18 protein-coding genes and 5 pseudogenes are annotated in these 19,954 nt (G+C 71.9%); 10 read left to right on the top strand and 13 right to left on the bottom strand.

Annotated features, from left to right (window positions below; translation table 11 throughout):
* Positions 1–71: 71 nt before the first annotated feature.
* Positions 72–434: pseudogene (locus ACFV9M_RS34765) on the bottom strand (right-handed parallel beta-helix repeat-containing protein); the annotation flags it as partial.
* A gap of 790 nt (positions 435–1,224) precedes the next feature.
* Here ACFV9M_RS34765 and ACFV9M_RS34760 point away from each other — a divergent pair.
* Together ACFV9M_RS34760 and ACFV9M_RS34755 are read left to right on the top strand one after the other, a co-directional pair.
* Complete coding sequence (locus ACFV9M_RS34760) at positions 1,225–1,560, top strand: hypothetical protein (RefSeq protein ID WP_385072160.1); 336 nt, start codon at positions 1,225–1,227, stop codon at positions 1,558–1,560.
* Between the two features lie 266 nt (positions 1,561–1,826).
* A pseudogene (locus tag ACFV9M_RS34755) lies at positions 1,827–1,931 on the top strand (alpha/beta hydrolase); the annotation flags it as partial.
* Between the two features lie 22 nt (positions 1,932–1,953).
* On the opposite strand, the gene ACFV9M_RS34750 reads toward ACFV9M_RS34755, so the two are convergent.
* The 3 genes from ACFV9M_RS34750 to ACFV9M_RS34740 all read right to left on the bottom strand — a co-directional run bounded on the left by ACFV9M_RS34750 (position 1,954) and on the right by ACFV9M_RS34740 (position 4,270).
* Positions 1,954–2,382, bottom strand: coding sequence for a hypothetical protein (locus tag ACFV9M_RS34750; RefSeq protein ID WP_385072157.1), 429 nt, complete (start codon positions 2,380–2,382; stop codon positions 1,954–1,956).
* A gap of 64 nt (positions 2,383–2,446) precedes the next feature.
* The gene (locus ACFV9M_RS34745) at positions 2,447–2,602 is read right to left on the bottom strand and encodes a hypothetical protein (RefSeq protein ID WP_385072154.1); all 156 of its coding nucleotides are present in this window, start codon (positions 2,600–2,602) and stop codon (positions 2,447–2,449) included.
* A gap of 258 nt (positions 2,603–2,860) precedes the next feature.
* On the bottom strand, positions 2,861–4,270 hold the full coding sequence (locus tag ACFV9M_RS34740; protein ID WP_385072152.1) for a hypothetical protein: 1,410 nt from the start codon (positions 4,268–4,270) through the stop codon (positions 2,861–2,863).
* Positions 4,271–4,635: 365 nt separating this feature from the next.
* Here ACFV9M_RS34740 and ACFV9M_RS34735 point away from each other — a divergent pair, with 365 nt between their 5' ends.
* The 3 genes from ACFV9M_RS34735 (at position 4,636) to ACFV9M_RS34725 (ending at position 7,539) form a co-directional block, all read left to right on the top strand.
* Complete coding sequence (locus ACFV9M_RS34735; protein WP_385072150.1) at positions 4,636–5,103, top strand: SsgA family sporulation/cell division regulator; 468 nt, start codon at positions 4,636–4,638, stop codon at positions 5,101–5,103.
* Positions 5,104–5,284: 181 nt separating this feature from the next.
* The gene (locus ACFV9M_RS34730; protein WP_385072147.1) at positions 5,285–6,157 is read left to right on the top strand and encodes a Bax inhibitor-1/YccA family protein; all 873 of its coding nucleotides are present in this window, start codon (positions 5,285–5,287) and stop codon (positions 6,155–6,157) included.
* Positions 6,158–6,306: 149 nt separating this feature from the next.
* Positions 6,307–7,539: a cytochrome P450 gene (locus ACFV9M_RS34725; protein ID WP_385072144.1), complete on the top strand. Its 1,233-nt coding sequence runs from the start codon at positions 6,307–6,309 to the stop codon at positions 7,537–7,539.
* Positions 7,540–7,633: 94 nt separating this feature from the next.
* Here ACFV9M_RS34725 and ACFV9M_RS34720 read toward each other — a convergent pair.
* The 4 genes and pseudogenes from ACFV9M_RS34720 to ACFV9M_RS34705 all read right to left on the bottom strand — a co-directional run.
* A pseudogene (locus ACFV9M_RS34720) lies at positions 7,634–7,970 on the bottom strand (DUF308 domain-containing protein); the annotation flags it as partial.
* Between the two features lie 8 nt (positions 7,971–7,978).
* Positions 7,979–9,580 carry a tannase/feruloyl esterase family alpha/beta hydrolase gene (locus tag ACFV9M_RS34715; protein ID WP_385072141.1) on the bottom strand — a complete coding sequence of 534 codons (1,602 nt, stop codon included), beginning with the start codon at positions 9,578–9,580 and terminating at the stop codon, positions 7,979–7,981.
* A 204-nt stretch (positions 9,581–9,784) separates the two neighbouring features.
* The gene (locus ACFV9M_RS34710; RefSeq protein ID WP_385072139.1) at positions 9,785–10,150 is read right to left on the bottom strand and encodes a hypothetical protein; all 366 of its coding nucleotides are present in this window, start codon (positions 10,148–10,150) and stop codon (positions 9,785–9,787) included.
* Positions 10,098–10,820 (bottom strand): molybdopterin-dependent oxidoreductase, encoded by a 723-nt coding sequence (locus ACFV9M_RS34705; protein ID WP_385072137.1) that lies wholly within the window; start codon positions 10,818–10,820, stop codon positions 10,098–10,100. Before ACFV9M_RS34705 ends, ACFV9M_RS34710 begins: the two co-directional genes overlap by 53 nt.
* A gap of 388 nt (positions 10,821–11,208) precedes the next feature.
* Here ACFV9M_RS34705 and ACFV9M_RS34700 point away from each other — a divergent pair, with 388 nt between their 5' ends.
* The 3 genes from ACFV9M_RS34700 to ACFV9M_RS34690 all read left to right on the top strand — a co-directional run bounded on the left by ACFV9M_RS34700 (position 11,209) and on the right by ACFV9M_RS34690 (position 15,193).
* A complete protein-coding gene (locus ACFV9M_RS34700) occupies positions 11,209–12,843 on the top strand; it encodes an ABC-F family ATP-binding cassette domain-containing protein (protein ID WP_385072134.1) in 1,635 nt (544 codons plus the stop codon).
* Positions 12,844–12,922: 79 nt separating this feature from the next.
* Positions 12,923–14,587, top strand: coding sequence for an ABC-F family ATP-binding cassette domain-containing protein (locus ACFV9M_RS34695; RefSeq protein WP_385072131.1), 1,665 nt, complete (start codon positions 12,923–12,925; stop codon positions 14,585–14,587).
* Positions 14,588–14,629: 42 nt separating this feature from the next.
* The gene (locus tag ACFV9M_RS34690) at positions 14,630–15,193 is read left to right on the top strand and encodes a CGNR zinc finger domain-containing protein (RefSeq protein ID WP_385072128.1); all 564 of its coding nucleotides are present in this window, start codon (positions 14,630–14,632) and stop codon (positions 15,191–15,193) included.
* Between the two features lie 114 nt (positions 15,194–15,307).
* Here the strand turns inward: ACFV9M_RS34690 and ACFV9M_RS34685 are convergent, their stop codons facing one another.
* Positions 15,308–15,736, bottom strand: coding sequence for a hypothetical protein (locus ACFV9M_RS34685; protein WP_385072125.1), 429 nt, complete (start codon positions 15,734–15,736; stop codon positions 15,308–15,310).
* Between the two features lie 590 nt (positions 15,737–16,326).
* Between ACFV9M_RS34685 and ACFV9M_RS34680 the strand changes: the two are divergent.
* Positions 16,327–16,832 (top strand): annotated as a pseudogene (locus ACFV9M_RS34680) (discoidin domain-containing protein); the annotation flags it as partial.
* Positions 16,833–16,845: 13 nt separating this feature from the next.
* On the opposite strand, the gene ACFV9M_RS34675 reads toward ACFV9M_RS34680, so the two are convergent.
* Positions 16,846–17,241 carry a 6-pyruvoyl tetrahydropterin synthase family protein gene (locus ACFV9M_RS34675; RefSeq protein ID WP_385072122.1) on the bottom strand — a complete coding sequence of 132 codons (396 nt, stop codon included), beginning with the start codon at positions 17,239–17,241 and terminating at the stop codon, positions 16,846–16,848.
* Positions 17,242–17,654: 413 nt separating this feature from the next.
* Between ACFV9M_RS34675 and ACFV9M_RS34670 the strand changes: the two genes are divergently transcribed.
* Positions 17,655–18,221, top strand: coding sequence for a hypothetical protein (locus ACFV9M_RS34670; RefSeq protein WP_385072119.1), 567 nt, complete (start codon positions 17,655–17,657; stop codon positions 18,219–18,221).
* A gap of 363 nt (positions 18,222–18,584) precedes the next feature.
* Here the strand turns inward: ACFV9M_RS34670 and ACFV9M_RS34665 are convergent.
* The 3 genes and pseudogenes from ACFV9M_RS34665 to ACFV9M_RS34655 form a co-directional block, all read right to left on the bottom strand.
* A pseudogene (locus ACFV9M_RS34665) lies at positions 18,585–19,120 on the bottom strand (pyridine nucleotide-disulfide oxidoreductase); the annotation flags it as partial.
* 112 nt (positions 19,121–19,232) lie between these two features.
* A complete protein-coding gene (locus ACFV9M_RS34660; protein ID WP_385072116.1) occupies positions 19,233–19,433 on the bottom strand; it encodes a hypothetical protein in 201 nt (66 codons plus the stop codon).
* 89 nt (positions 19,434–19,522) lie between these two features.
* On the bottom strand, positions 19,523–19,951 hold the full coding sequence (locus ACFV9M_RS34655) for an organic hydroperoxide resistance protein (protein ID WP_385072113.1): 429 nt from the start codon (positions 19,949–19,951) through the stop codon (positions 19,523–19,525).
* Positions 19,952–19,954 lie beyond the last annotated feature (3 nt).

The raw sequence follows: 19,954 nt of genomic DNA, 5'->3' as shown, positions 1-19,954 counted from the left end.
TCGGTCACCCGGGTGCCGGAGAAGGAGGGGGTGCTGGAGTCGTCGACGAACACCCCGGCCTCCTCGGCGGCGTCGAACGCGCAGTTCACGAAGTAGCCGCGGGAGCGCCCGGTGACATAGAGCCCGCTGCCGCGGGTGCCGGAGGTCTCGCAGGAGGACAGCTGCGGGTCGGACCGGTCCGCGACGACAAAGCCGTGGCTGCTCGCGCCGCGCACCCGCACATGGGACAGCTCGGTCCGGGCGGAGCTGGCGAGATGGACACCGACCGAGCACTCGTGCAGCGTCGTGCGCACCACCCACAGCGCCGTGCCGCCTTCGAGAGCGAGGCCCGGCTTCTCCGCCGCGGTGATCTCGCAGTCCTCCAGGACCCCGCGGGACTGGCCGTTGGCCAGCACGCCGTTGCCGCGCGCGTCCCGGATACGGCAGTTGCGCACAGCGGCGCGCCCCTGCTCGCTGATCACCACACCGGAGGTGCTTAGGAGCCCGACCCGGCCGCCTGGTGTCCGGGGGGCGCGGACCGCTCCGGCGCGGAGTCCGCGACCGCGGGTGCCGAGAGTGCGGCGGCCCCGGCCGGACCTTCCTCGCGGCGTCCGGGCGGTGGACCGTCGGCGCCGAAGAACTCCGGACGGCCGTTCCGGTCGCGGCCGCCGTAGCCGGGGCCGTGGTCGCGGGCACTCCTTTCCTGACGTCCCACGCCAAGGACCACACGACGACCTACGAGGGTCTCGGCAAGGGAGAGCCGGTGGCGGTGGAGGGCGGCGGCACCGCCGCGCATCCGGACGCGTACGCCCGGCAGTTGGAGGCGCGGCAACCGGCCGCGGACGGCCAGGTCCCCACCGCCGACAACCTGCTGGACCCCGACACGGGCGCCTGGCACGGGTCGGGGGACGCCTCCGCCTCCGGAACCGACCGGAAGACGGACGCGCCGGTCGTGCCCGGGGTGTTGGCCGCGGACCATACCGCCGCCTCCACGCCCGCCTCTGATGGGACGGAGACCGCGGCGGCACGGTCCGCGGCGGCCAAGGACACGCCGCATACCCCGGCGGACACCGGGTCCGCCGAGAACGCGCCCGTGAAGGAGGGCGGTTCGGCCGAGCCCAGCCCCCCGCCGCCACGGCCGGGCGCACCAGAGCCGCCACGCCCGCCGCGCCCACCAAGTCGGCCGAGCCCGCCGAATCCACGGACACGGCAGCCGACGAGGCCCCGGCGAAGGCCGCGGACACGGTGGCGACCCGCACCGCCGCCCCGGCCACCACCAGCGCCGGCGCGCAGTCCACCGCGAAGCCCGACACCGACGCCGATACCGACACCGACACCGACACCGACACCACGACGAAGCCCACTGCGACGGACGAGAACAGCACCACCACGGACGACACCCCGGCCAAGAACCCGGCGAAGACGACCGACCTCGCCCAGAGCGCGGCCGCCCAGCCCGCCCCCCAGCCCAGTCCCCAGTGGACCACCCAGGTCTTCACCTCCTCCTTCACCCTGCGCGCGGGGGAGTCCGTCAACAGCAACCGGAGGCGCGTGACCACGTCGTCCACCGCCGTCATGTAGACGTGCACCGCGACCAGTTCGGCGACGGTCGCCTCGGACTGCTCCCGTTGAGCCGCTCTGAACAGGGGCGCCACGACGTCCGTGGCGGCGCGGCGGTGCTGTTCCCACAAGGGTCCGAGATCGCGGCGCAGCTTCGCGGGGTCGCTGTCCGAGGCCCCGGGCGCGGGAGACGGAGGTGCGGGAGATGGAGGCGCGGGCCCGGCGGAAGTGAGGGCCACCTTCCAGATCCGGTGGAAGGGCAGGGCGACGGCCGCCGGTTCGTCGCTCGCATTCCCGGCGCCAGCCACGTCGACCTCTACGACAGGCGCGAGTACATCGACCCGGCCGTCGACAAGCTCGCCGACTACTTCACCGCCCACCTCACCAAGTGACAGGCGGTGCGCCGCGGCCATGTCACTCGGCCTGCAGGGGTCCCGCGAACGACTTGCGCAGGGAACCCGGGGCGACCAGGGGGAGCAGCGAGGCGAGCATCTTGCGCTTGAACGTGGTCGGCTCCCGCGTGAGTTCGACGTCGACGCGGGTGCCGTCGCCCTCGGGGGTCATCCGGAAGACCCAGCCACCGCCGGGACCGAACACCTTGGAGTCGAGCGTGGTGATGGTGACCTTGTCCCCGGCCGGCTCCCACTGGTAGCGCGCCCGCTCCCAGGCGGCGGCGGTGCCCTCGGTGACCTCGGCCCAGGTGTCGCCGAGGTCGTGGACCTCGAAGTGGTCGGCGTCGATGGTGGGCCAGGACTCGGCACGGGAGGGACCGAAGTCGGTCAGCACCCCCAGGACGTCCTTGGGGCTGAGCCGGGAGACGAGGTGGAAGCGAACGACTGCCATGGGATGTCCTCACCAAAAAAAGTAACTGTTCTGAGCGGTGACGGAACCCTCCCACGACTCCGCGTCACCCGTCAAGGCGGTTACTTTGAGGGCGCGTGTTCCAGTCCAGCGCCTTCAGGGCGCGGGTGACGGCCGACTCCAGGAACGCCCGGTCGGCGCGGGCCCGGCCCATGACATGGATGCCCTGGCTGATCGTGGTGAGGAACCGGGCGGACTCCACCGGACTGTGTTCACTGCCCAGTTCCCCCTGTCCTTGGCCGGCCGCGGCGCCTCCGTCAGCACCGACTCGGCGGCGGTCATCGTCGTACGCACCTGGGTCACCCTGCCGTCGTGGGCCGCGCGTTCGGTGGTCGCGCCGACCAACAGACAGCCGCGTTCGGGGTCCGCCAGGTCGGCCGTGACCATGGTGATGAGCAGCCGGCGCAGTGCCGTACGGATGGGGGAAGACTCCGCTCAGACCCCTCACCATTCACCCCCCTCACCCCCTACCGAACACCGCTGCAGGATGAGCACCCTCGAAGTCCTCGCGGCGGAGCCGGACGCCCGCCGCCAGACAGGCGAGTTCGACCGTCGGCGGCAGGAACTCGCCGTCCTCCTCCTCGGTCCGGTACACGCCCAGGCCGATCCGCTCCATGAACGGCGCGAACCCCGCCCGCCGCGTGCCCTTCGGCGCCGCCTTGCCGCGTTCGAGCCGGGTGACGTCGTCCTCGCCGTACGTCGCGAGCAGCGTCCCGTCCTGGTACCAGGTGAGGGACTCCCAGCCGTCGAAGTCGAGGTGCCGGACGATCGCGCCGCCGCCCCGCGACAACTTGGCGGCCCGCTCGACACCCTCGAGCCCGCACGGTTCGACGACCACCACCCGGTCGCCGACCCGCGCCGCCGGCGCGCACTCGGGCGGGTCGGTGCGCGATCGGGAGAACGCCGCGGCCACCAGTTCCGCGTACGTCAATCGTGCCGGGTCCGGCGCCGAGGCGTCGCAGCACCTCCTCGGCGGCAAGGTTTCCACCAGCGTGAGCGTGCAGGGGCCGGACAGGTCCAGCAGGTCGAACCAGTCGCGGGGAAGGCCGCTGCCTGCCGGCCGTTTGGGTCTGGCCGCCTCCCTGGCCGCCCGCCGCTCCTCCGCTCGCCGGAGTCCGGCGAGCCGGGCCTCCTCCGGGGCGGTCCGGCTGTCGCAGAGTTCGTCGCCGTTGTCGTCGAGGACCACGATGTCCCCTTGATCGCGCACCACCACCGCGGCCACCAGGAAGCCCGTGGGGTCGAGCCGGTAGCGGCCGGTCCAGCGCAGCAGGACCATGGAGTCGGTGCCGGAGCGCAGGATCCCGTCGGTGCCGAGGGTGAGCGGCCCGGGTGCCCGCGCGTCGAGCGACCAGACCCCGCGTTCCCGGTCGTTCTCAGGCGCGGTGAGCCGGGTGGTGCCGTCCGGGGTGTGGCTGAAACGGTAGCGGCCGTCGGGGGAGAACAGCGGCTCGGTGAGGATCTGCCCGGGCAGCAACCGGTCGCCGCTCGCGGGCCGGTGGGCGGCGGGATCGGCCTCGGTGAGCGGATCGCGGCTCCAGCGCAGGCCGCCGTCGGGGTCCGTCAGCACCATTCGGCCCTGGTCGGTGACCGAGGCGGCGACCACGCGGCGATCGACGGGGCCCGAGACCCAGACCGGCAGTCCGGACCGGGCCTCCAGCACCAGCCGCCCCTGGTCGGGGTGCGGGACGAGCCGGCCGGGCTCCCCTTGCCAAACGGTGACGGCCCATACGTCGCGGCCGCCGGAACGGTCGCGGAGCGCCAGCGTGCCGTCACCGCGGTGCTCCAGCGCGTAGGCACCGTTGGGCGAGACGAGGGAGCCGAGGCTCAGGAATTCCCCCGCCCTCAGCACGGTCGGGTCGGCGGTGGTCATGGGTCTCTCCGGTCATCAGGGCGGGGGCGCGGGGGGCCGGCCGTCCCGACGGGGGAGGTCGGGACGGCCGCGAGGCACCCGGCGCCCCTGGACCGGGCGCCGGGCGTCCCCCTCGGACAACGGATCGGAGCCGCGCCGGGTTCACACCTTGTCGGCGGCTCACCGGCCGACGCACATCCGCTTCACGCACACATGTGTCTCAGTCGGGTACGGCGACAGCCATGTCTGACAGCTGACTTACGTCACGTTCCCCGCACGGCCCGGGGCGGGTGTCCACGATCCGGCGTCAACTGACCGATGCGGGCCGCCGGTTCCCGGCGAAGAGTGGTGCACGCAGACTTCGTCCCACGGAAGGGAACCCTGTCATGCAGCACGATCAGTCATCGCTGCGGGCCTGTTCGGCGCCCGGGCTCGTGCCTTCGCTGGTCCTGGAACTCGACCAGATGCTGGATGAGTTCACCCGTCTCCCGATGCGGGCGAAGTTCACCTTCGACCCGGACTCGCCCGCCGTGATCACGGTGGAGTTCCTGGCGGAGCGGGGGCCGAGTCTGGTCTGGGGCATCGGCCGTGAGCTGCTTCATCTGGGTCTGACGACGATGAGCGGTACCGGCGACGTCCGCATGTGGCCGACGCTGCCCGGGGAGCGGCCCTCGTCGTGGCTGCCTCTCGAATCGCGGGAGGTGGAGGCCCTGTTCGAGGTGCCCACCGCGCCGCTCGCCGAGTGGCTGGAGGCGACCTACCGGATCACCTCGGCCGAGGCGGAGACCGCCGGTCTGAACTGGGACGGTTTTTTGCGGGACCTGCTCAGCGGCCCGGAGGCACCCGCCGGGTGACCGTCCGGGGGCTGTCGAGGGATGACTTGCCCCTCACGGCGTCACCTGTCAGAGTGGTGACGAACAGGGTTGCCGTCGTCGGCCCGACGCATGGCCACGGACACACGTATGCCGCCCGGGCACCCCGACGACCAACGCTGTGCCGCAGGCCGCGCGCGTGCGGCGGACGAGGAGGAATGACGTGAGGACCAGCAACCCGGTCTTTTCCCGCTGGGGCGCCGCCCGTGCCACGGCCCGGGCCGACGCCCGCACACCCCGGCCGGTGGGCGCCACGCTCGGCGGGCGGCAGACGGACGACCACCGCTCGACGGACGGCTACCAGGCCAACCCCTACGCCCCCGGGGCCGACCCGTCCGCGTGGACCGGCGCGAACGCCGTCACGATGGACGACGTCATCGTCCGTACCGGCACGGCCCTCGGCACCGTGGTCCTGACCGCCGTACTGTCCTGGCTGCTGCTGCCGGTCGACGGGGCGAACCTCGGCAGGTCCTACGGTCTCGCCGTGGGCGCGGCCCTCGTCGCCTTCGTCCTGTCGCTGGTCCAAACGTTCCGGCGGACGCCGTCCCCGGCACTGATCCTCGGCTACGCGGCGTTCGAGGGTGTCGTCCTCGGGGTGCTCTCCAGCACGGTCTCGACCTATGTCTCGCCCGGTGTGGTGGTCCAGGCGGTGCTCGGCACCTTCGCGGCCTTCGCCGGTGTGCTCCTCGCGTACCGCAGGCGCTGGATCCGGGTCGACCGGCGGTTCGCCGGGTTCGTCGGGGCCGCGGCGACCGGCTTCCTCCTGCTCCTGGTCGCCGACAGCCTGTTCGCCGCCTTCGGCGCGGGCAACGGCCTCGGCTTCCACAGCGGCGGCCTCGGCATCGCCTTCGGGATCGTCGGCATCCTCCTCGGCGCGGCCTTCCTCGCGCTGGACTTCAAACAGGTCGAGGACGCGGTCGCCTACGGCGCGCCCCGCGAGGAGGCCTGGCTCGCCGCGTTCGGTCTCACCACGACCCTGGTGTGGATCTACCTGGAGGTGCTGCGCGTGCTGACCCTCTTCAACAGCGACAACTGAGTCCCCCGCAGTTCCCCACCGCCGGAGGGGCACGCGCACCGCGCGTGCCCCTCCGGTGTGTCCGCACGCTGGTCCACGCGCTGAACTTTCCCGGGACCTGGCTCGTTGTCCAGGTGACGACCTGACCGCCGGAACGGGAGACATGTGTCATGCGCCCCTTCGAACAGTGCCCGTACCGAGACGGCAGGGTGGTCATCGATGCCGCCTTCAAGGCCGACGCCCCCTCCCGGTACGCCGAACTGCGCGGGCTCGGGCCCATCCACCCGGCGGAGTTCCATCTCGGCCTGAAGGGCTGGGTGGTGGTCGGCTACGACCTGGCCCGGGAGGCGCTGACCCATCCCGCGCTGCTCAAGGACGCCACACCCGCCGCCGAGGCGCTGGCCGACGCCGGCTACGACCTGCACAAACCTTCGACCGGGCTCGGTGCGCAGATGATGGAGGCCGACCCGCCCGAGCACACCCGGCTGCGGCGGCTGGCCTCGGCGGCCTTCACCCCGCGTCGTACGGGCGAACTGGCACCGCGTATCGAGCAGATCGCCCATGACCTGATCGACGCGCTGCCGCCGACGGGCGAGACCGACCTCGTCGAGGCCTTCAACGCGCCGCTGCCGGCCACGGTCATCGCCGAACTCCTCGGCATCCCGCGGGAGGCGCAGGTGGATTTCCGCCGCTGGTCGGCCAAGGCCCTCCAGGTGGCCTCGCCCGGACACCGCGCGGCGCTGTCCGGCCTGCACGGGATGCTGGCCGGCCTGATCGCGGACAAGCGACGCACGCCCCGGGAGGACCTGCTGTCCGCGCTGGTCGCCGTACGCGACGAGGAGGACGGCCGGCTCTCCGAGGAGGAGTTGGTGGGCACGGCCCTGATGCTGGTCGTCGCCGGTCACGAGAGCACGGTGAACCTGCTGGGCAACGCTCTGCTGTCACTGTTGCGACACCCCGCGCAGCTCGGTCTGTTGCGCGAGCGGCCCGAGCTGACGGAGGGGGCGGTGGAGGAGTTCCTGCGCCATGACACCTCCGTCGAGCGCTCCACCAACCGCTACGCGGCCGAGGACGTCGAGTTGGGCGGGGTGCGGATCCCCCGGGGCGGCATGGTCGTCGTAGCGCTCGGCGCGGCCGGCCGTGACGCCCCGCAGGCAGAGGCGGGTGACCCCGTCGCGCTCGACGTCACACGGCCGGGCGCCCGGCATCTGGCCTTCGGGCACGGCATCCACTACTGCCTGGGCGCCCCGCTCGCGCGTCTGGAGGCGACGATCGCCCTGCGGGTCCTGCTCGCGCGCGTGTCCGAGCTCGAACTCGCCGTGCCGGTCGACTCGTTGGAGTGGATCGGCTCCGGCATCATCCGTGGTGTGCTGTCTCTTCCGGTGCGCTACCGCGTCGGCTGACGGCCCCCGCACGGGCATCCCCCGCCCGCACGACGAACGTCCCGGCCCGCGCTCGGACAGCGCGGGCCGGGACGTTGCGGCAGAGGTGGGACCGTCAGACGGTCCGGGTGCGCAGCCGGCGGGACTTCCTGCCCAGCAGCAGGGCCTGGAGGATGAACCACAGGCCGCCGCCGGTCGCGTACACCGACAGCACGTCGAGCGAGGGGTTCTCGCCCGCGGCCTGGATGTTGTACGTGATGCCAACAAGGGAGGACAGGCCGCCCGAGATCAGGGTCGGCCACTGCTTGCCGAACTCGGGACCGCGGCGCCGCCGGCCGACCAGCACCCTGGGCGGCACCCGAGATGAGGGCCCAGGCGCCGAACACATGGAGCACCGGTGCCCCGCCGCCGGCACCGGCGAGGCCGAGCGCGAGGGCGGCCAGCGTGGGCGCCGGCCCGGTCAGTGCCGGGAGGGGAAGACGCAGTGGAAGCCGGCGGCGACGGACGTGTCGCCGTGGCCCTGGTAGCGGAGGACCTGGGGGTAGGCGCACAGGTCACGGGTGACCGTCTCGCCGTTGGTGTCGATCAGCGTCGCGGGCAGCGTCCTGGGCGCCTTGCCGTGCTCGACCCAGTCGGTCAGTGCGGCAAGTCCGTCGGTCGAGCCGTCCTGGCCGTTGAGCCCGCAGTGGCGGGTGTTCGGGGCGAGGAAGAGACGGTAGAAGTCGTCGGTCCTCTTGGCGCTGCCCAGCTTCCGCTGGACCTGGTCGCGGTACCGCACGGTGCCCTGGGCGGGGATGTACTCGTCGGTGTCACCCTGCCACGTGATCAGCTTGCCGCCGGACCTGCGGAAGTCCGACAGATCGGGGTCGTCGGTGCCGATGACCTTGTCGTACTCGGCCTGGGACTGCCGGAACAGCTGGGTGAAGTCGCTGTAGGTGATCTTCGTGAGGTCGAAGGACGGGTCCTTCTTCAAGAAGAGCTGGACCCACAGGGCGGGGACGGGGAAGGGCGCGCCCTTGCCGTCCTCGGTGGCCGCCAGACCGGTCAGGTCGGCACCGACCGGGACGCCGGCCCACAGCTTCTTGCCCGAGGTGGTGCGGGGGCCGTCCCAGATCTTGCGGACCACGGCCGCGTCGGCCGCCGTGATGGTCCGCTCCTCGCCCTCGCAGACGACCTTGGTGCCGATCAGCCGACGCGGGTCGTAGTCGCAGCGGGAGGAGTCGTCGACCAGACCGTCCTGGACCCCGTCGAGCTTGTCGCAGGCCTTGACGGCGGCGTCGGTGAAGGCGTTCAGCTCGCAGGCGGTCGGATAGGTCTTCTCGTTGTTCATGACCACCTGCGGCCACAGGGTGGCGACCTCGAACTCGTCCCAGTTGATGGCGGGCGCGTCCGCGAGGATGCCGTCGTAGTCGTCCGGGTACCGCTGGGCCTCCATGTAGCCCTCGCGTCCGCCGGTGGAGCAGCCGGTGAAGTAGGAGTAGGCCGCACGCTTGCCGTAGACGCCGTCCACGACCGCCTTGCCGACGACCGCGGCCTCGTGCTGGGAGCGGGAGGCGAAGTTCTTCAGCAGCGCGGTGTTCACCTTGCCCCCGCCGTCGAGCACCCAGCCGGTGTCGAGGACGTCGCCGATACCGGCGTCCGTGGTGGTCGCCGCGTAGCCGTTCTTGACGGCGGTGCCCAGGCCGACTGCGTTGTCGCCGGCGCCGTAGGCGCTGCCGCCGATCGCCTGGAAACGGCCGTTCCACTTCTCCAGGGGCAGCCAGGTCTGCACCTTGGCGTGGTCGCCGTCGCCCGGGTGGGTGAGGGTGACCGTCACCTGGCAGAACGCCGGGACGCCGGAGACGTCGCCGCCGAGGATGCCGGTGCCGTGGATGGTGCCGCCCGCCTGGCGGACGGCTGTCACCGACTCCACCTCGGTACCGGCGGGGGCCTTCGGGGCCGGGGTGGTACAGGCCGTGGGCGTGGTGACGGAGGCGGTCTGCGGCTGTGCCGAGGCGGTCGGCAGGTACACCGCCGCGGCCAGCGGCACACCGGCTGCCAGAACGGTCAGGACTCTCTTCATTGCTTTTCCCATCCAGGAAGAAATAGGTGTGCGCGCGTCTGTGGCGGCATCATGTGCGCGTCGGAGGAGACGGGCGGTGGGTGAGACCGGCGGATGCGCCGCTGAGGGCGTCGCCGAAGACTGATCCAGACCGTATCACCAGCCAAACCGGTGACGGAAGGGGTGTGTGGGATTCCCATGGGCGACAGACGCACACGTGTGTCGTCACAGCTCGGTCGCCCGGTCGGACCCGGCTTCCGGGCGCTCCTCCCCCAGCCACCGCGCGTGGTGGCGCCGCGCCCAGCTCCGGCTGACGTAGCGGAAGACCGGCGAGAACAGCCCGAGCAGGAAGGGTAGGGGCAGCGAGATGCCGGACCACTCGTGGAGGCCGACCATCAGGTGCCGTCGTCCGACGAGTCGGGCCAGCGGCCCGAGGTACAGACAGGCGGCGCTGACCAGGCTCACCAGCATCAGATGGCCGGTGGTCCGGTGGACCCAGCGCTCGGCGGTGGTGAACCGGCGGACCCGGTCGGCGGGTTCAGGCCGCGTCGCTGTGCCGGTCGGCGTCGTCGAGCCAGCCGTCGACCGCATAACCGCGCTCCTCCCAGTAGCCGGGGACGACCTTGTCGGTGACCGAGATACCGGACAGCCACTTGGCCGACTTGTAGAAGTACATGGGCGCCACGTAGAGCCGGACGGGGCCGCCGTGGGCGTGGGTGATGGGCCTGTCCTGCATGTTCAGGGCCACCAGGACGTCCGAGCGGCGGGCCTGCTCCAGGGTGAGGCTCTCGCTGTAGGTGCCGTCGAAGCAGGTGAACCGGATCGCGGCGCCCGGGGAGCGCACCCCGGCGTCGTCGAGCAGGTCGGCCAGCCACACCCCGTCGAAGGGTGTCTTCTCCACGCGCCAGCCGTCGGTGCACACCACGTCGTGGACGACCCGGGTCTGCGGCATCGCGCGCAACTCGTCGAGCGTGTAGGTCCTCGGCCGCTCCACCAGCCCGCCCACCCGCAGCGCGTAGTCCGTGGCGTCCTTGCGCGGCACCGAGCCGACGACGCTGTAGTAGCGGAAGCCGCCCGGGTCGGGCAGCAGCCCCGTCAGACCCGTGGGATCCAGCTGGGAGGCGGAGGCCAGAAAGCCCTCCCAGCCGCGTTGGAGATACGGGGCGGCGGCCAGCCCCGCCGCGCCCGCGCCGAGCATGCCGAGTATCGCCCGCCGGCCGACCGGCGCACCTCCGGCTCTCGGCTTCGACTCTTCTGCCATGGTGTGCTCCTTCGGACACGTGTGAGCCGTGCGAGCCCCTCACGCCCGCCCATCGTCACCGGTTGAACTGGTGACGATAGTGGCATGGGCTCGCTCCGGGCGTCAACGCCGTACGCCCGATGACGCACACGTATGAACCACGCCGATCACGCCGCCCGGCGATGCGCGAGACCGGTGGCTGCTACGCTGGAACGGACGTTGACCTTGGATCGGGGAGTCACAGCCGTGGCGGGTGAGGACGACATCTCCGGGTGAGACCCGGTTCTGACGGCCACCGGCCGGCGCTCAGGAGCGCTGCCGAGGTGGCCCGTCCCGTCGTACCCCTTTCCCCCCGTCTGCCAGGGCAGAGGTCTCTGTCTGCCCTCGATCCGCCCGAGGTCGTCCCTCCATGTCCGACGCGTCCATCGTCTGCTCGAACCTGTCCTTCGCCTGGCCCGACGACACCCCCGTCTTCCAGGACCTGTCCTTCACCGTGCGCGGTGGCCGCACCGGCCTGGTCGCGCCCAACGGCTCCGGCAAAAGCACCCTGCTCAAGCTGATCGCCGGTGAACTGAAGCCCGCCACCGGCTCGGTGTCCGTCGGCGGCACCCTCGGCCATCTCCCGCAGAGCCTCCCGCTGACCGGTGACCTCACCGTCTCCGAGGTGCTCGGCGTCGCCGCGATCGTCCGCGCCATCGACGCCGTGGAGTCCGGCGACGTCGACGAGGAGCACTTCACCACCATCGGCGACGACTGGGACATCGAGGAGCGCACCCGTGCCCAGCTCGACCGTCTGGGCCTCGCCGACCTCACCCTGGACCGCGGCCTGGGCACCCTCAGCGGCGGCCAGGTCGTCTCCCTCGGCCTCGCCGCCCAACTGCTCAGGCGCCCCGATGTCCTCCTCCTCGACGAACCCACCAACAACCTCGACCTGACGGCCCGGCACAAGCTCTACGACGTGCTGGACGACTTCGGCGGCACCCTGCTGCTGGTCAGCCACGACCGCGCGCTGCTGGACCGCGTGGACCGCATCGCCGAACTCGGCAGCGACGAACTGCGCCTGTACGGCGGCAACTTCACCGAGTACGAGGAGGCCGTGCGCGCCGAGCGGGAGGTCGCGGAGAAGAACGTCCGCAACGCCGAGCAGGAACTCAGGCGCGAGAAACGGGAGATGCGGCAGGCCCGCGAACGCGCCGAACGCCGTGCGAGCAACGCCGCCAAGAACCTCAAGAACGCCGGTCTGCCCAAGATCTTCGCGGGCAACATGAAGCGCGGCGCCCAGGAGGCCGCGGGCCGCTCCGGCACGCTGCACGCCTCCCGGGTCGGCGAGGCCAGGGCCCGCCTCGACGAGGCCGGCCGCGCCCTGCGCGAGGAGCAGCGGCTGACCCTGGAACTGCCCGACACCCAGGTCCCCGCCGGGCGGGGCCTCTTCCTCGGCGAGGGCCTGCGGGTGCGCCTCGGCGACCGGGACGTGTTCGCTCCCGGCGGCGTCGACCTGACCGTCCGCGGCCCCGAGCGCATCGCGCTGACCGGCCCCAACGGCGCGGGTAAGACCACCCTGATGCGGCTCATCACCGGCGAACTCCTCCCGGACGGAGGGGAGATCAGGCGCAACGACGGCCGGATCGCCTATCTCTCCCAGCGCCTGGACCTGCTGGACCTCGACCGCACCGTGGCCGAGAACTTCGCCGCGTTCGCCCGCGAACGCCCCGAGGCCGAACGGATGAACCTTCTCGCCCGCTTCCTCTTCCGGGGCGCCCGAGCCCATCTCCCGGTCAGGGTGCTCTCCGGCGGCGAACGGCTGCGCGCCACCCTCGCCTGCGTACTGTGCGCCGAACCAGCCCCGCACCTGCTGCTGCTCGACGAGCCGACCAACAACCTCGACCTCGTCAGCGCGGGCCGGCTGGAGAGTGCGCTCGACTCCTACCAGGGCGCCTTCATCGTGATCAGCCACGACGAACGCTTCCTCGCCGAGATCGGTGTGACCCGCCGGCTGCGGCTGGCCGACGGCACCCTTACGGAGACGGGAGCCCCCGAGGTGTGAACCGCCGACGTGTGCAGCGGCCCGCGCCCGAGGCCATGTGCCCCGCGGGCCACCACCGAACCCGTCGGAAGGCTCCCCCATGCCCCAGCCCGCCCTGCTCGCCCACGACCTCGTCCGCACCCTGGGCGGCCGACGTGTCCTGGACGGCATCTCCCTGACCGCCTCCCCCGGCCGCCGCATCGGCCTGATCGGGGAGAACGGCGTCGGCAAGTCCACCCTGCTGCGGGTGCTCGCGGGCGTCGACGAACCCGACGGGGGAAACGTCACCCGCCCCGCCGACCTGGGCTTCCTCCACCAGGAGATGCCCTACGACGCCGCCTCCACCCTCGCCGACGTGCTGGACGAGGCGCTGCGCGAGGCCCGGGAGGACCTCGCCGCACTCGACCGGCTCGGCGAGGAACTCGCCCGCCTGCCCGAGGACCACCCCTCCCACCACGACCTCCTCGACACCTACGGCCGGCGCCTGGAGCTGGCCCGGCACCGGCAGTCCTGGGACGCCGACCGCCGCGCGGCCCTGGTCCTCGACGGACTGGGCCTCGGCGCCTTCGGGCACGACCGCACACTCGGCTCCCTCTCCGGCGGCCAGCGCGGCCGGCTCGCCCTGGCCGCCCTGCTCGTACGACGGCCCTCCGCGCTGCTGCTGGACGAACCGACGAACCACCTCGACGACGGCGCCGCCGCCTTCCTGGAGGAGCAGGTCCGCGCCCTGCCAGGAACCGTGGTCCTCGCCGCCCACGACCGGGCCTTCCTCGACGCCGTCTGCACCGACCTGATCGACCTCGACCCGGCGGTGGACGGCCCGGTCCGCTACGGCGGCGGCTACAGCGCCTACCTGGCCGAGAAGCACGCCGAACGCGAGCGCTGGGAGCGCAGGCACGCCGAGGAACGGCAGGAGCTGGACGGTCTGCGGGAGGCTGCGGGGGTGACCGCGCACCGGGTCGCCCCCGACCGGGGCCGTACCGACAACGAGAAGATGGGCTACGGGCACCGGGCGGGCCGGGTGCAGAGCCAGATCTCCCGTCGGGTGCGCAACGCCACCCGGCGGCTGGAGGAGCTGGAGCGCACCCGGGTCGCCGAGCCGCCCCCGCTGCTGCGCTTCGCCGGCGGGGAACTCGCCACACACGCCGAGGAGAGCCCGCAGCCCCTGGTGTCGCTGCACGACTCCCATGTGCCGGGGCGGCTCGCGCCGGTCGCACTGGAGGTGTCGCCCACCGACCGGCTGCTGGTCACGGGCGGCAACGGGGCGGGCAAGTCGACCCTGCTCGCCGTGCTCGCCGGACGCCACGCCGCCGAGGGCGAGGTGCGCAGACGGCGGAGGCTGACGGTGGGGCTGCTCACCCAGGACACCGTGTTCGACCGGCCCGAACGCACGGTCCGGGACACCTACGCGCTGGCACTGGGAGCGGAACGCGCCGGGAGGGTGCCGCTGGGTTCCCTCGGTCTGCTGCCCGACGCCGCGCTCGGCCGGCCCGTCGGGCAGCTGTCCGTGGGCCAGCGGCGGCGTCTGGCGCTGGCCCTGCTGGTGGCCCGTCCGCCCCAGCTGCTCCTGCTCGACGAGCCCACCAACCACCTCTCCCCCGCGCTGTGCGACGAGCTGGAGGCGGCGCTGGCGTCCGGACCGGGCGCGATCGTCGTGGCGAGCCACGACCGCTGGCTGCGCCGCCGCTGGCAGGGCCGTGAGCTCCGGCTGGCACCGGGACCGGACGGAGGGGAGCCCTCACGCGTGCACCGCCTTGAACGGTGACGATTCTTGCGTTCGACAGGAGTCACCTGCCAAAATGGTGATGTGAATCTTAACCATGTGTTCGTATGCGACCACCCGGCTCTCGACTTCGCGGCCACACTCCGGGCCCGGCGCTCGACCCGGTTCGAGATGTTCGTGACGCCGGAGCGGCTGAATGCCTGGTACCTGGAGTCCGGGCTGGTGGACACCATCACCCCCGGCGACGAGGACGACGTCCGGGAGGCGACCGCCGTGCGCGAGGCCGTCTACCGGCTCGTCACCGACCGCCGGCTCGGTGCGGACCTCGACCCGGAGGCGCTCGGCCTGGTCAACGCCGCCGCGCGCAAGACGCCTGTGACACCCCAGCTCACCCCGGCGGGACGGCTCACCGAGGCGACGCCCGAGCAGGCGCTCGCGACCGTCGCCCGGCTCGCCGTCGAGCTGCTCAGCGGCGAGGACGTGCCCCTGATGAAGGAGTGCGGCAACCCCGAGTGCACGCGTGTCTACATCGACCGCTCCCGGGGCATGCGGCGCCAGTGGTGCGGCATGGAGTCCTGCGGCAACAAGTTCAAGGCCGCCGCGTACCGGGCCCGCAAGAAGACCGCGCCGGCCGCGGCGGCACACTGACCCACTCGGGGTGACGGCGTCGGCGCGGGCGGGCTCCCCGGGGCCGGTTCACAGGTGGTACGCACCGGCGCCGCAAGGTTCGTACCTGGTGTACGGCAGCGGGCCTCAGGTGTCTCAGAGATACATGGCCCGGTGCTGCCGGTACGCGAAGGTGTCGCCGGAACCGAGGATGGTGACGATCTCCTCGCAGAAGCGCCGGTACTCCGTCTCCTGTTCCTCGGGCAGGGTCACCGCGACGACGGCCACCTGGGACGCGACGTCACGCAGGGTCCCCAGCAAGCCGTCCGGGGGCGGCAGCAGCAGCACCTCCATGACACGCCGGAAGACGTCGGTGGGGCCACCGTCCCGGTCCGCCCCCGGCCGCCGGGCCCGCTCGGCCTCGACGAACAGGTCGAGACACGCCGTCAGATGCCCGAGGTCGGCGGCGGTCAGCTCGACGGGGTGGAGGCTCGTGAGCCGGTGGCCGCGGGTGTCGTACAGGACGTACCGCGGGAGCTCGGCCGTCCGCGGGGCGGCGAGGGGTCCGTGTCGTGCCAGCGGCACCACAGCTGCAGCTGCAGCTGCAGCAGGATCTGCACCCAGCTGTCGTAGGCGTCGCAGATCACCCGCTCGTCATCGGACTCCTGGCCCGCGACGTGGAACCGGTTCAGCCGCCGCAGAAGCGATTCCTCCAGACTCGAGCAGATCAGATCGGGACATGTCCGTGAGGGGCGTGGCCATGGTGTGCTGAATCGTCCTGGTTCTCTTCGTGCGGCGCCCCTGGGACCAGGGGCTGAGGGATGGGGACCGGTGGCTGGGGGCAACCCCGTATCCGCACTGTAGGCAGCGGCAGGTGCCAGAAGAATGCCGCGCTCGTGCCGCCGAAGTGCCGTGCTCGCGCGCGGTCGAGCGCGCAGTCGACACATATGAACCCGGACCGCCCGGGCCGCTCCGGGTACCCCCTTCTCACCAGGGATTCCCAGGAATTTTCAGATCCCGGCAGCAGATACCCGCCGCTGACAGTACCCAAACGTTCGCCTCAGGTGAGGGGTATGTCATGTGCGTCGCGCCGCCTTGCCGGCCCTCTGGCACATGTGGCATGTGAGTTCACGCCGTCCTCGGACGCGTACACCCAGACGGTCGAGTTGGGTGACCGGCAAGCCCGGTACGTCCGCGTCCGCTGCCTGACCCGGGCCACCGACTGGGGCAGTTCACTGTGGGCCCTGTCCGTGTTCGACAGTGCCCGTCCGGACACCGACCTCGCGCTGCGCCGCCAGGCCACCGCCTCCAGCGCCGAGGACGGCCACCCTGCCGACCACGCCACCGACGGCAACCCCGGCACCCGCTGGTCCTCCGCCTACGAGTACCACCAGCGGATCCAGGACGACCTCGGCGCCGCCCACAGCTTCGACCAGGTCGCGGTGCTGTGGGACCAGGCGTACCCGAAGACGTACACGATCCAGGTCTCCGAAGACGGCGACACTGGACCGACGTCACGACCGTCTCCAACATCCCCGACCCGCTGAAGATCAGCGTCAACGGCGTACGGGTGCTGGTGCGCGGCGGCCACTGGGGGGACGAGCTGCTGCGGCGGATGCCCGCCGACCGCATGGACGCGGCCGTACGGATGCACCGGGCGATGAACTTCACGATGGCCCGGTTGACCGCCTCCCTCACGAAGGCGGCGCGCGACGGCACGCGACGTGCGACTCCTGCAGCGTGACGGCCACCTGGCGGATGCCCCGGGCGCCCTCCCCGAGCCTTCCGGCGTGGATCGCCTCGACGAGACGGTCGGCCACGACCTTGGCCAGGTACTCCGTGGAGGTGTTGATCTGCCGGAACTGCTCCACGTCGTCGAGGTTGCGGTAGTTGAACTCGGCGATCACCTTGCCGAGTTCGGTGGTGGCCAGGCCGATGTCGACGACGATGTTGTCGTCGTCCAGCTCCGGGCGCCGGAAGGTCGCGCCCACGACGAACGTCGCCCCGTGCAGCCGCTGAGCGGGGCCGAAGACCTCACCACGGAAGCTGTGGGCGACCATCATGTGGTCCCGAACGGTGATGCCGAACAAGAGGTCCTCCAGCTGGGGGCGGCCCGCTGTCACCGCCGCGGGCGCGGCGCGGTGCGCCGCTGGGACGAGGCCGTGGCGCTGCGGGACCCGGTGCGCGACTCGGTGTGCGACGCCGTGAGCGGTCCTGGCGGACGGCGCAACGCACATGGGCGCCGTCCGCGAAAGGTGTGTGACGGACGGTACCGCGAGACACTTACCGGGCAGTATCTTCAGTGGGCTCTTCATACGGCTCATGTCCTCGGGCCTCGGCGGGCCGGGGAAAGGCCGGCACTTTGTGTGGGGGCGGGCACATGAGCGCTTATCGTGAAGAGTGAACATGCTGGACGTACTGTCCGGCGTCGACACTTATCAGCACGGGACCGCGGGCGTGGGTACCATGCGCAACGTCATCCATATCGAGGGAGTGAACGGTTGTGACCAGCCAGTCAGCCGCCACGCTCCGATCGCGGTACGTAGAACAGGCCGCATCGGACTTGGAGGAGAACCGCCGACGACAGCAGGAGCTGGAAAAGGCGATCACGGTGTTGAAGCAGGAGGAGGCCCTCCTGGCGGACATCATCAACCTCGCCGAGCGGTACGAGGGTTTCGCGGACGCGTCCCGTCTGCCCGAGCAGTTGCAGGACGAGCCCGTCGCCGTGAAGACCGAGCGGACCCGCGCCAAGGGCTCGTCGCGGCGTACGGCATCGGTCGAGTCCGCTCCGGAGACCACCTCGGCGAAGGCCGGCGCGAAGGGGAAGTCGCGCCAGCCCCTGCTCGGTGATCTCCTGGCGGAGCTGCTCGGCGCCTACGAAGAGCCGCGTCTGGCCAAGGAGTTGCGCGACGAGCTGCTGACGAAGCACCCGGACCGCAACCCCACCCCGCAGGTGGTGCGCAACACCTTGGAGTCGCTGGTCGCCAAGGGACGCATCCGCCGGCACAAGCAGCAGCGCTCCGTGATGTACACCCTGGTGCGGCAGGACGCCCCGGCTGGTTCCTCCTGACACCTCCGCTCGTCCCGCGGGGTGTGGTCCAGCCGGACCGCAATGCGTTCCGCGAGCACCGCAGCCGGCCACGCGGGACGGGTGAGGGGAGCCACAGACGTGGGCGCCGCGCTCACAGGTGTCCGCAATTCCGTGGACCCCGAACCGTGCACTTGCGTGTGGCGCCCTACGCCCGCCACACGTTGTCGAAACGCTGCCTGTTCCACGCCCCGCCGCAGCCGCGGTGCCTCCAGCCGCGCCACCGCGTCGCCGACGGCGGCCACCACCGTCGTGACCGCGTTCCCCAGAGAGGTCCCGAGGTCCGACAGAGAGGTCCCGAGGTCCGAAGGGTCCTCCCCCCATCCCCGCCGCGGCCACCAGAGCGGCGACGGTGGCCGAGTACAGCAGCTCGCCGACGCCCGGTCCGACGAAGGTGCCGCCGACAACGACATCGCGTTCCGGGTCGATCAGGATCCGGGCCGTGCCCTGGTAGTCGGGGCGGTACTGCAGGGCGCCCGCCAGGCGTCCGATCTCGTAGTCGACGACCTCGACGGCTCGCCCGGTGCGCCCGGCCTCCCTCACGGTCAAACCCACGGTGGCGACCTCGGGGTCGGTGAAGACGACGGCGGGGACGGCCTCGACGCCGGCCGTGCTGCTGTGCCGCGTCCGGCGCCCGGTGTCCAACCGCTCGCCGCGGGCGCGGGCGACGATCACGGCGTCCGCCACCCGGGCCTGGTACTTGCCCTGGTGGGTGAAGAGGGACCGCCGGTTGACGTCGCCGACGGCGTACAGCCAGTTCCCGGGGACGGCGGTCACGGTGAGGCTGTCGTCGGTGGCGAGCAGTCACCGGGTGCCAGTCCCACCGTGTCGAGCCCGACGTCCTGCGAGCGCGGGGTGCGTCCGGTGGCGAACAGGATCTCGTGGTGACCGGCCCGGGCATGCTCCACGGTGCCGGGCCGGTCGTCCCACACCGACGGGTCAGACGCATCAGACGGGTCAGACGGGTCAGACGGGTCAGACGGGTCAGACGGGTCAGAGGAAGCTCGAAGCCCCAGGGCCGTTACCGGACAGCGTCACGCTCTCCGTCCAGTTCCACACCTGCGTGTCCGTGAGCAGGCCTCGCTCCACGAGGCCGGTCTCCTTGGCAGACGGCCGCTCGTCCGAGACCCGTTCGGCGGTCGTCGGACGACGCTGCCACGCGATCCGTACGGCTGAGTTCCTCAGAGAAGACATGTCCTGCTCTCGCTGTCCGGTCGGCGGGGCGGCGGGTCCCGTGCCGGGGGGAAGGGGGCACGGGACCCGCCAGTCAGGGGAAGGCCTGGTCAGGCGGCGGCGACGGCGTTGATGGTCATCGGGATGTTGCCGCGCAGGGCCTTGGAGTACGGGCAGATCTGGTGCGCGGCGTCGGCGAGTTCCTGGGCGGTGGCCTGGTCGACGCCGCCGAGGACGGGGTTGAGGACCGCGGAGAGGGAGAACTCCCCGTCGTCGCCGTGCGTGAGGGTGATTTCGGCCGTGATGTCGGTGCTGGTCATCCGTATCCTGCGCTGGCTGGCGGCGCGGCGGAGGGCGCCGAGGAAGCAGGCGGCCCAGCCGGCGGCCAGGAGCTGCTCGGGGTTGGTCGCGGTACCGGGGCCGCCGAGCTCCTTGGGGAGGGCGAGGCTGGTCTCCAGCAGACCGTCGGAGGAGCGGACGCGACCGCCGTTCCGGCCCTCTCCGTCAACGTCGACAACGGCGGTGTAGCTGACTGCCATGGC

It is taken from the genome of Streptomyces sp. NPDC059895 (assembly GCF_042731035.1).
Taxonomy (GTDB): domain Bacteria; phylum Actinomycetota; class Actinomycetes; order Streptomycetales; family Streptomycetaceae; genus Streptomyces.
Note: the sequence above shows the minus strand (reverse complement) of the source record. Positions and strands in the feature narration are given on the sequence as shown.

Excerpts from the sequence above, each read along its gene's own strand:
- ACFV9M_RS34735 (WP_385072150.1), top strand. The coding sequence starts at position 4,636 with ATGCAGCACGATCAGTCATCGCTGCGGGCCTGTTCGGCGCCCGGGCTC.
- ACFV9M_RS34710 (WP_385072139.1), bottom strand. The coding sequence starts at position 10,150 with ATGCGGTCGACGGCTGGCTCGACGACGCCGACCGGCACAGCGACGCGG.
- ACFV9M_RS34750 (WP_385072157.1), bottom strand. The coding sequence starts at position 2,382 with ATGGCAGTCGTTCGCTTCCACCTCGTCTCCCGGCTCAGCCCCAAGGAC.
- ACFV9M_RS34705 (WP_385072137.1), bottom strand. The coding sequence starts at position 10,820 with ATGGCAGAAGAGTCGAAGCCGAGAGCCGGAGGTGCGCCGGTCGGCCGG.
- ACFV9M_RS34695 (WP_385072131.1), top strand. The coding sequence starts at position 12,923 with ATGCCCCAGCCCGCCCTGCTCGCCCACGACCTCGTCCGCACCCTGGGC.
- ACFV9M_RS34655 (WP_385072113.1), bottom strand. The coding sequence starts at position 19,951 with ATGGCAGTCAGCTACACCGCCGTTGTCGACGTTGACGGAGAGGGCCGG.
- ACFV9M_RS34740 (WP_385072152.1), bottom strand. The coding sequence starts at position 4,270 with ATGACCACCGCCGACCCGACCGTGCTGAGGGCGGGGGAATTCCTGAGC.
- ACFV9M_RS34715 (WP_385072141.1), bottom strand. The coding sequence starts at position 9,580 with ATGAAGAGAGTCCTGACCGTTCTGGCAGCCGGTGTGCCGCTGGCCGCG.
- ACFV9M_RS34700 (WP_385072134.1), top strand. The coding sequence starts at position 11,209 with ATGTCCGACGCGTCCATCGTCTGCTCGAACCTGTCCTTCGCCTGGCCC.
- ACFV9M_RS34725 (WP_385072144.1), top strand. The coding sequence starts at position 6,307 with ATGCGCCCCTTCGAACAGTGCCCGTACCGAGACGGCAGGGTGGTCATC.
- ACFV9M_RS34660 (WP_385072116.1), bottom strand. The coding sequence starts at position 19,433 with ATGTCTTCTCTGAGGAACTCAGCCGTACGGATCGCGTGGCAGCGTCGT.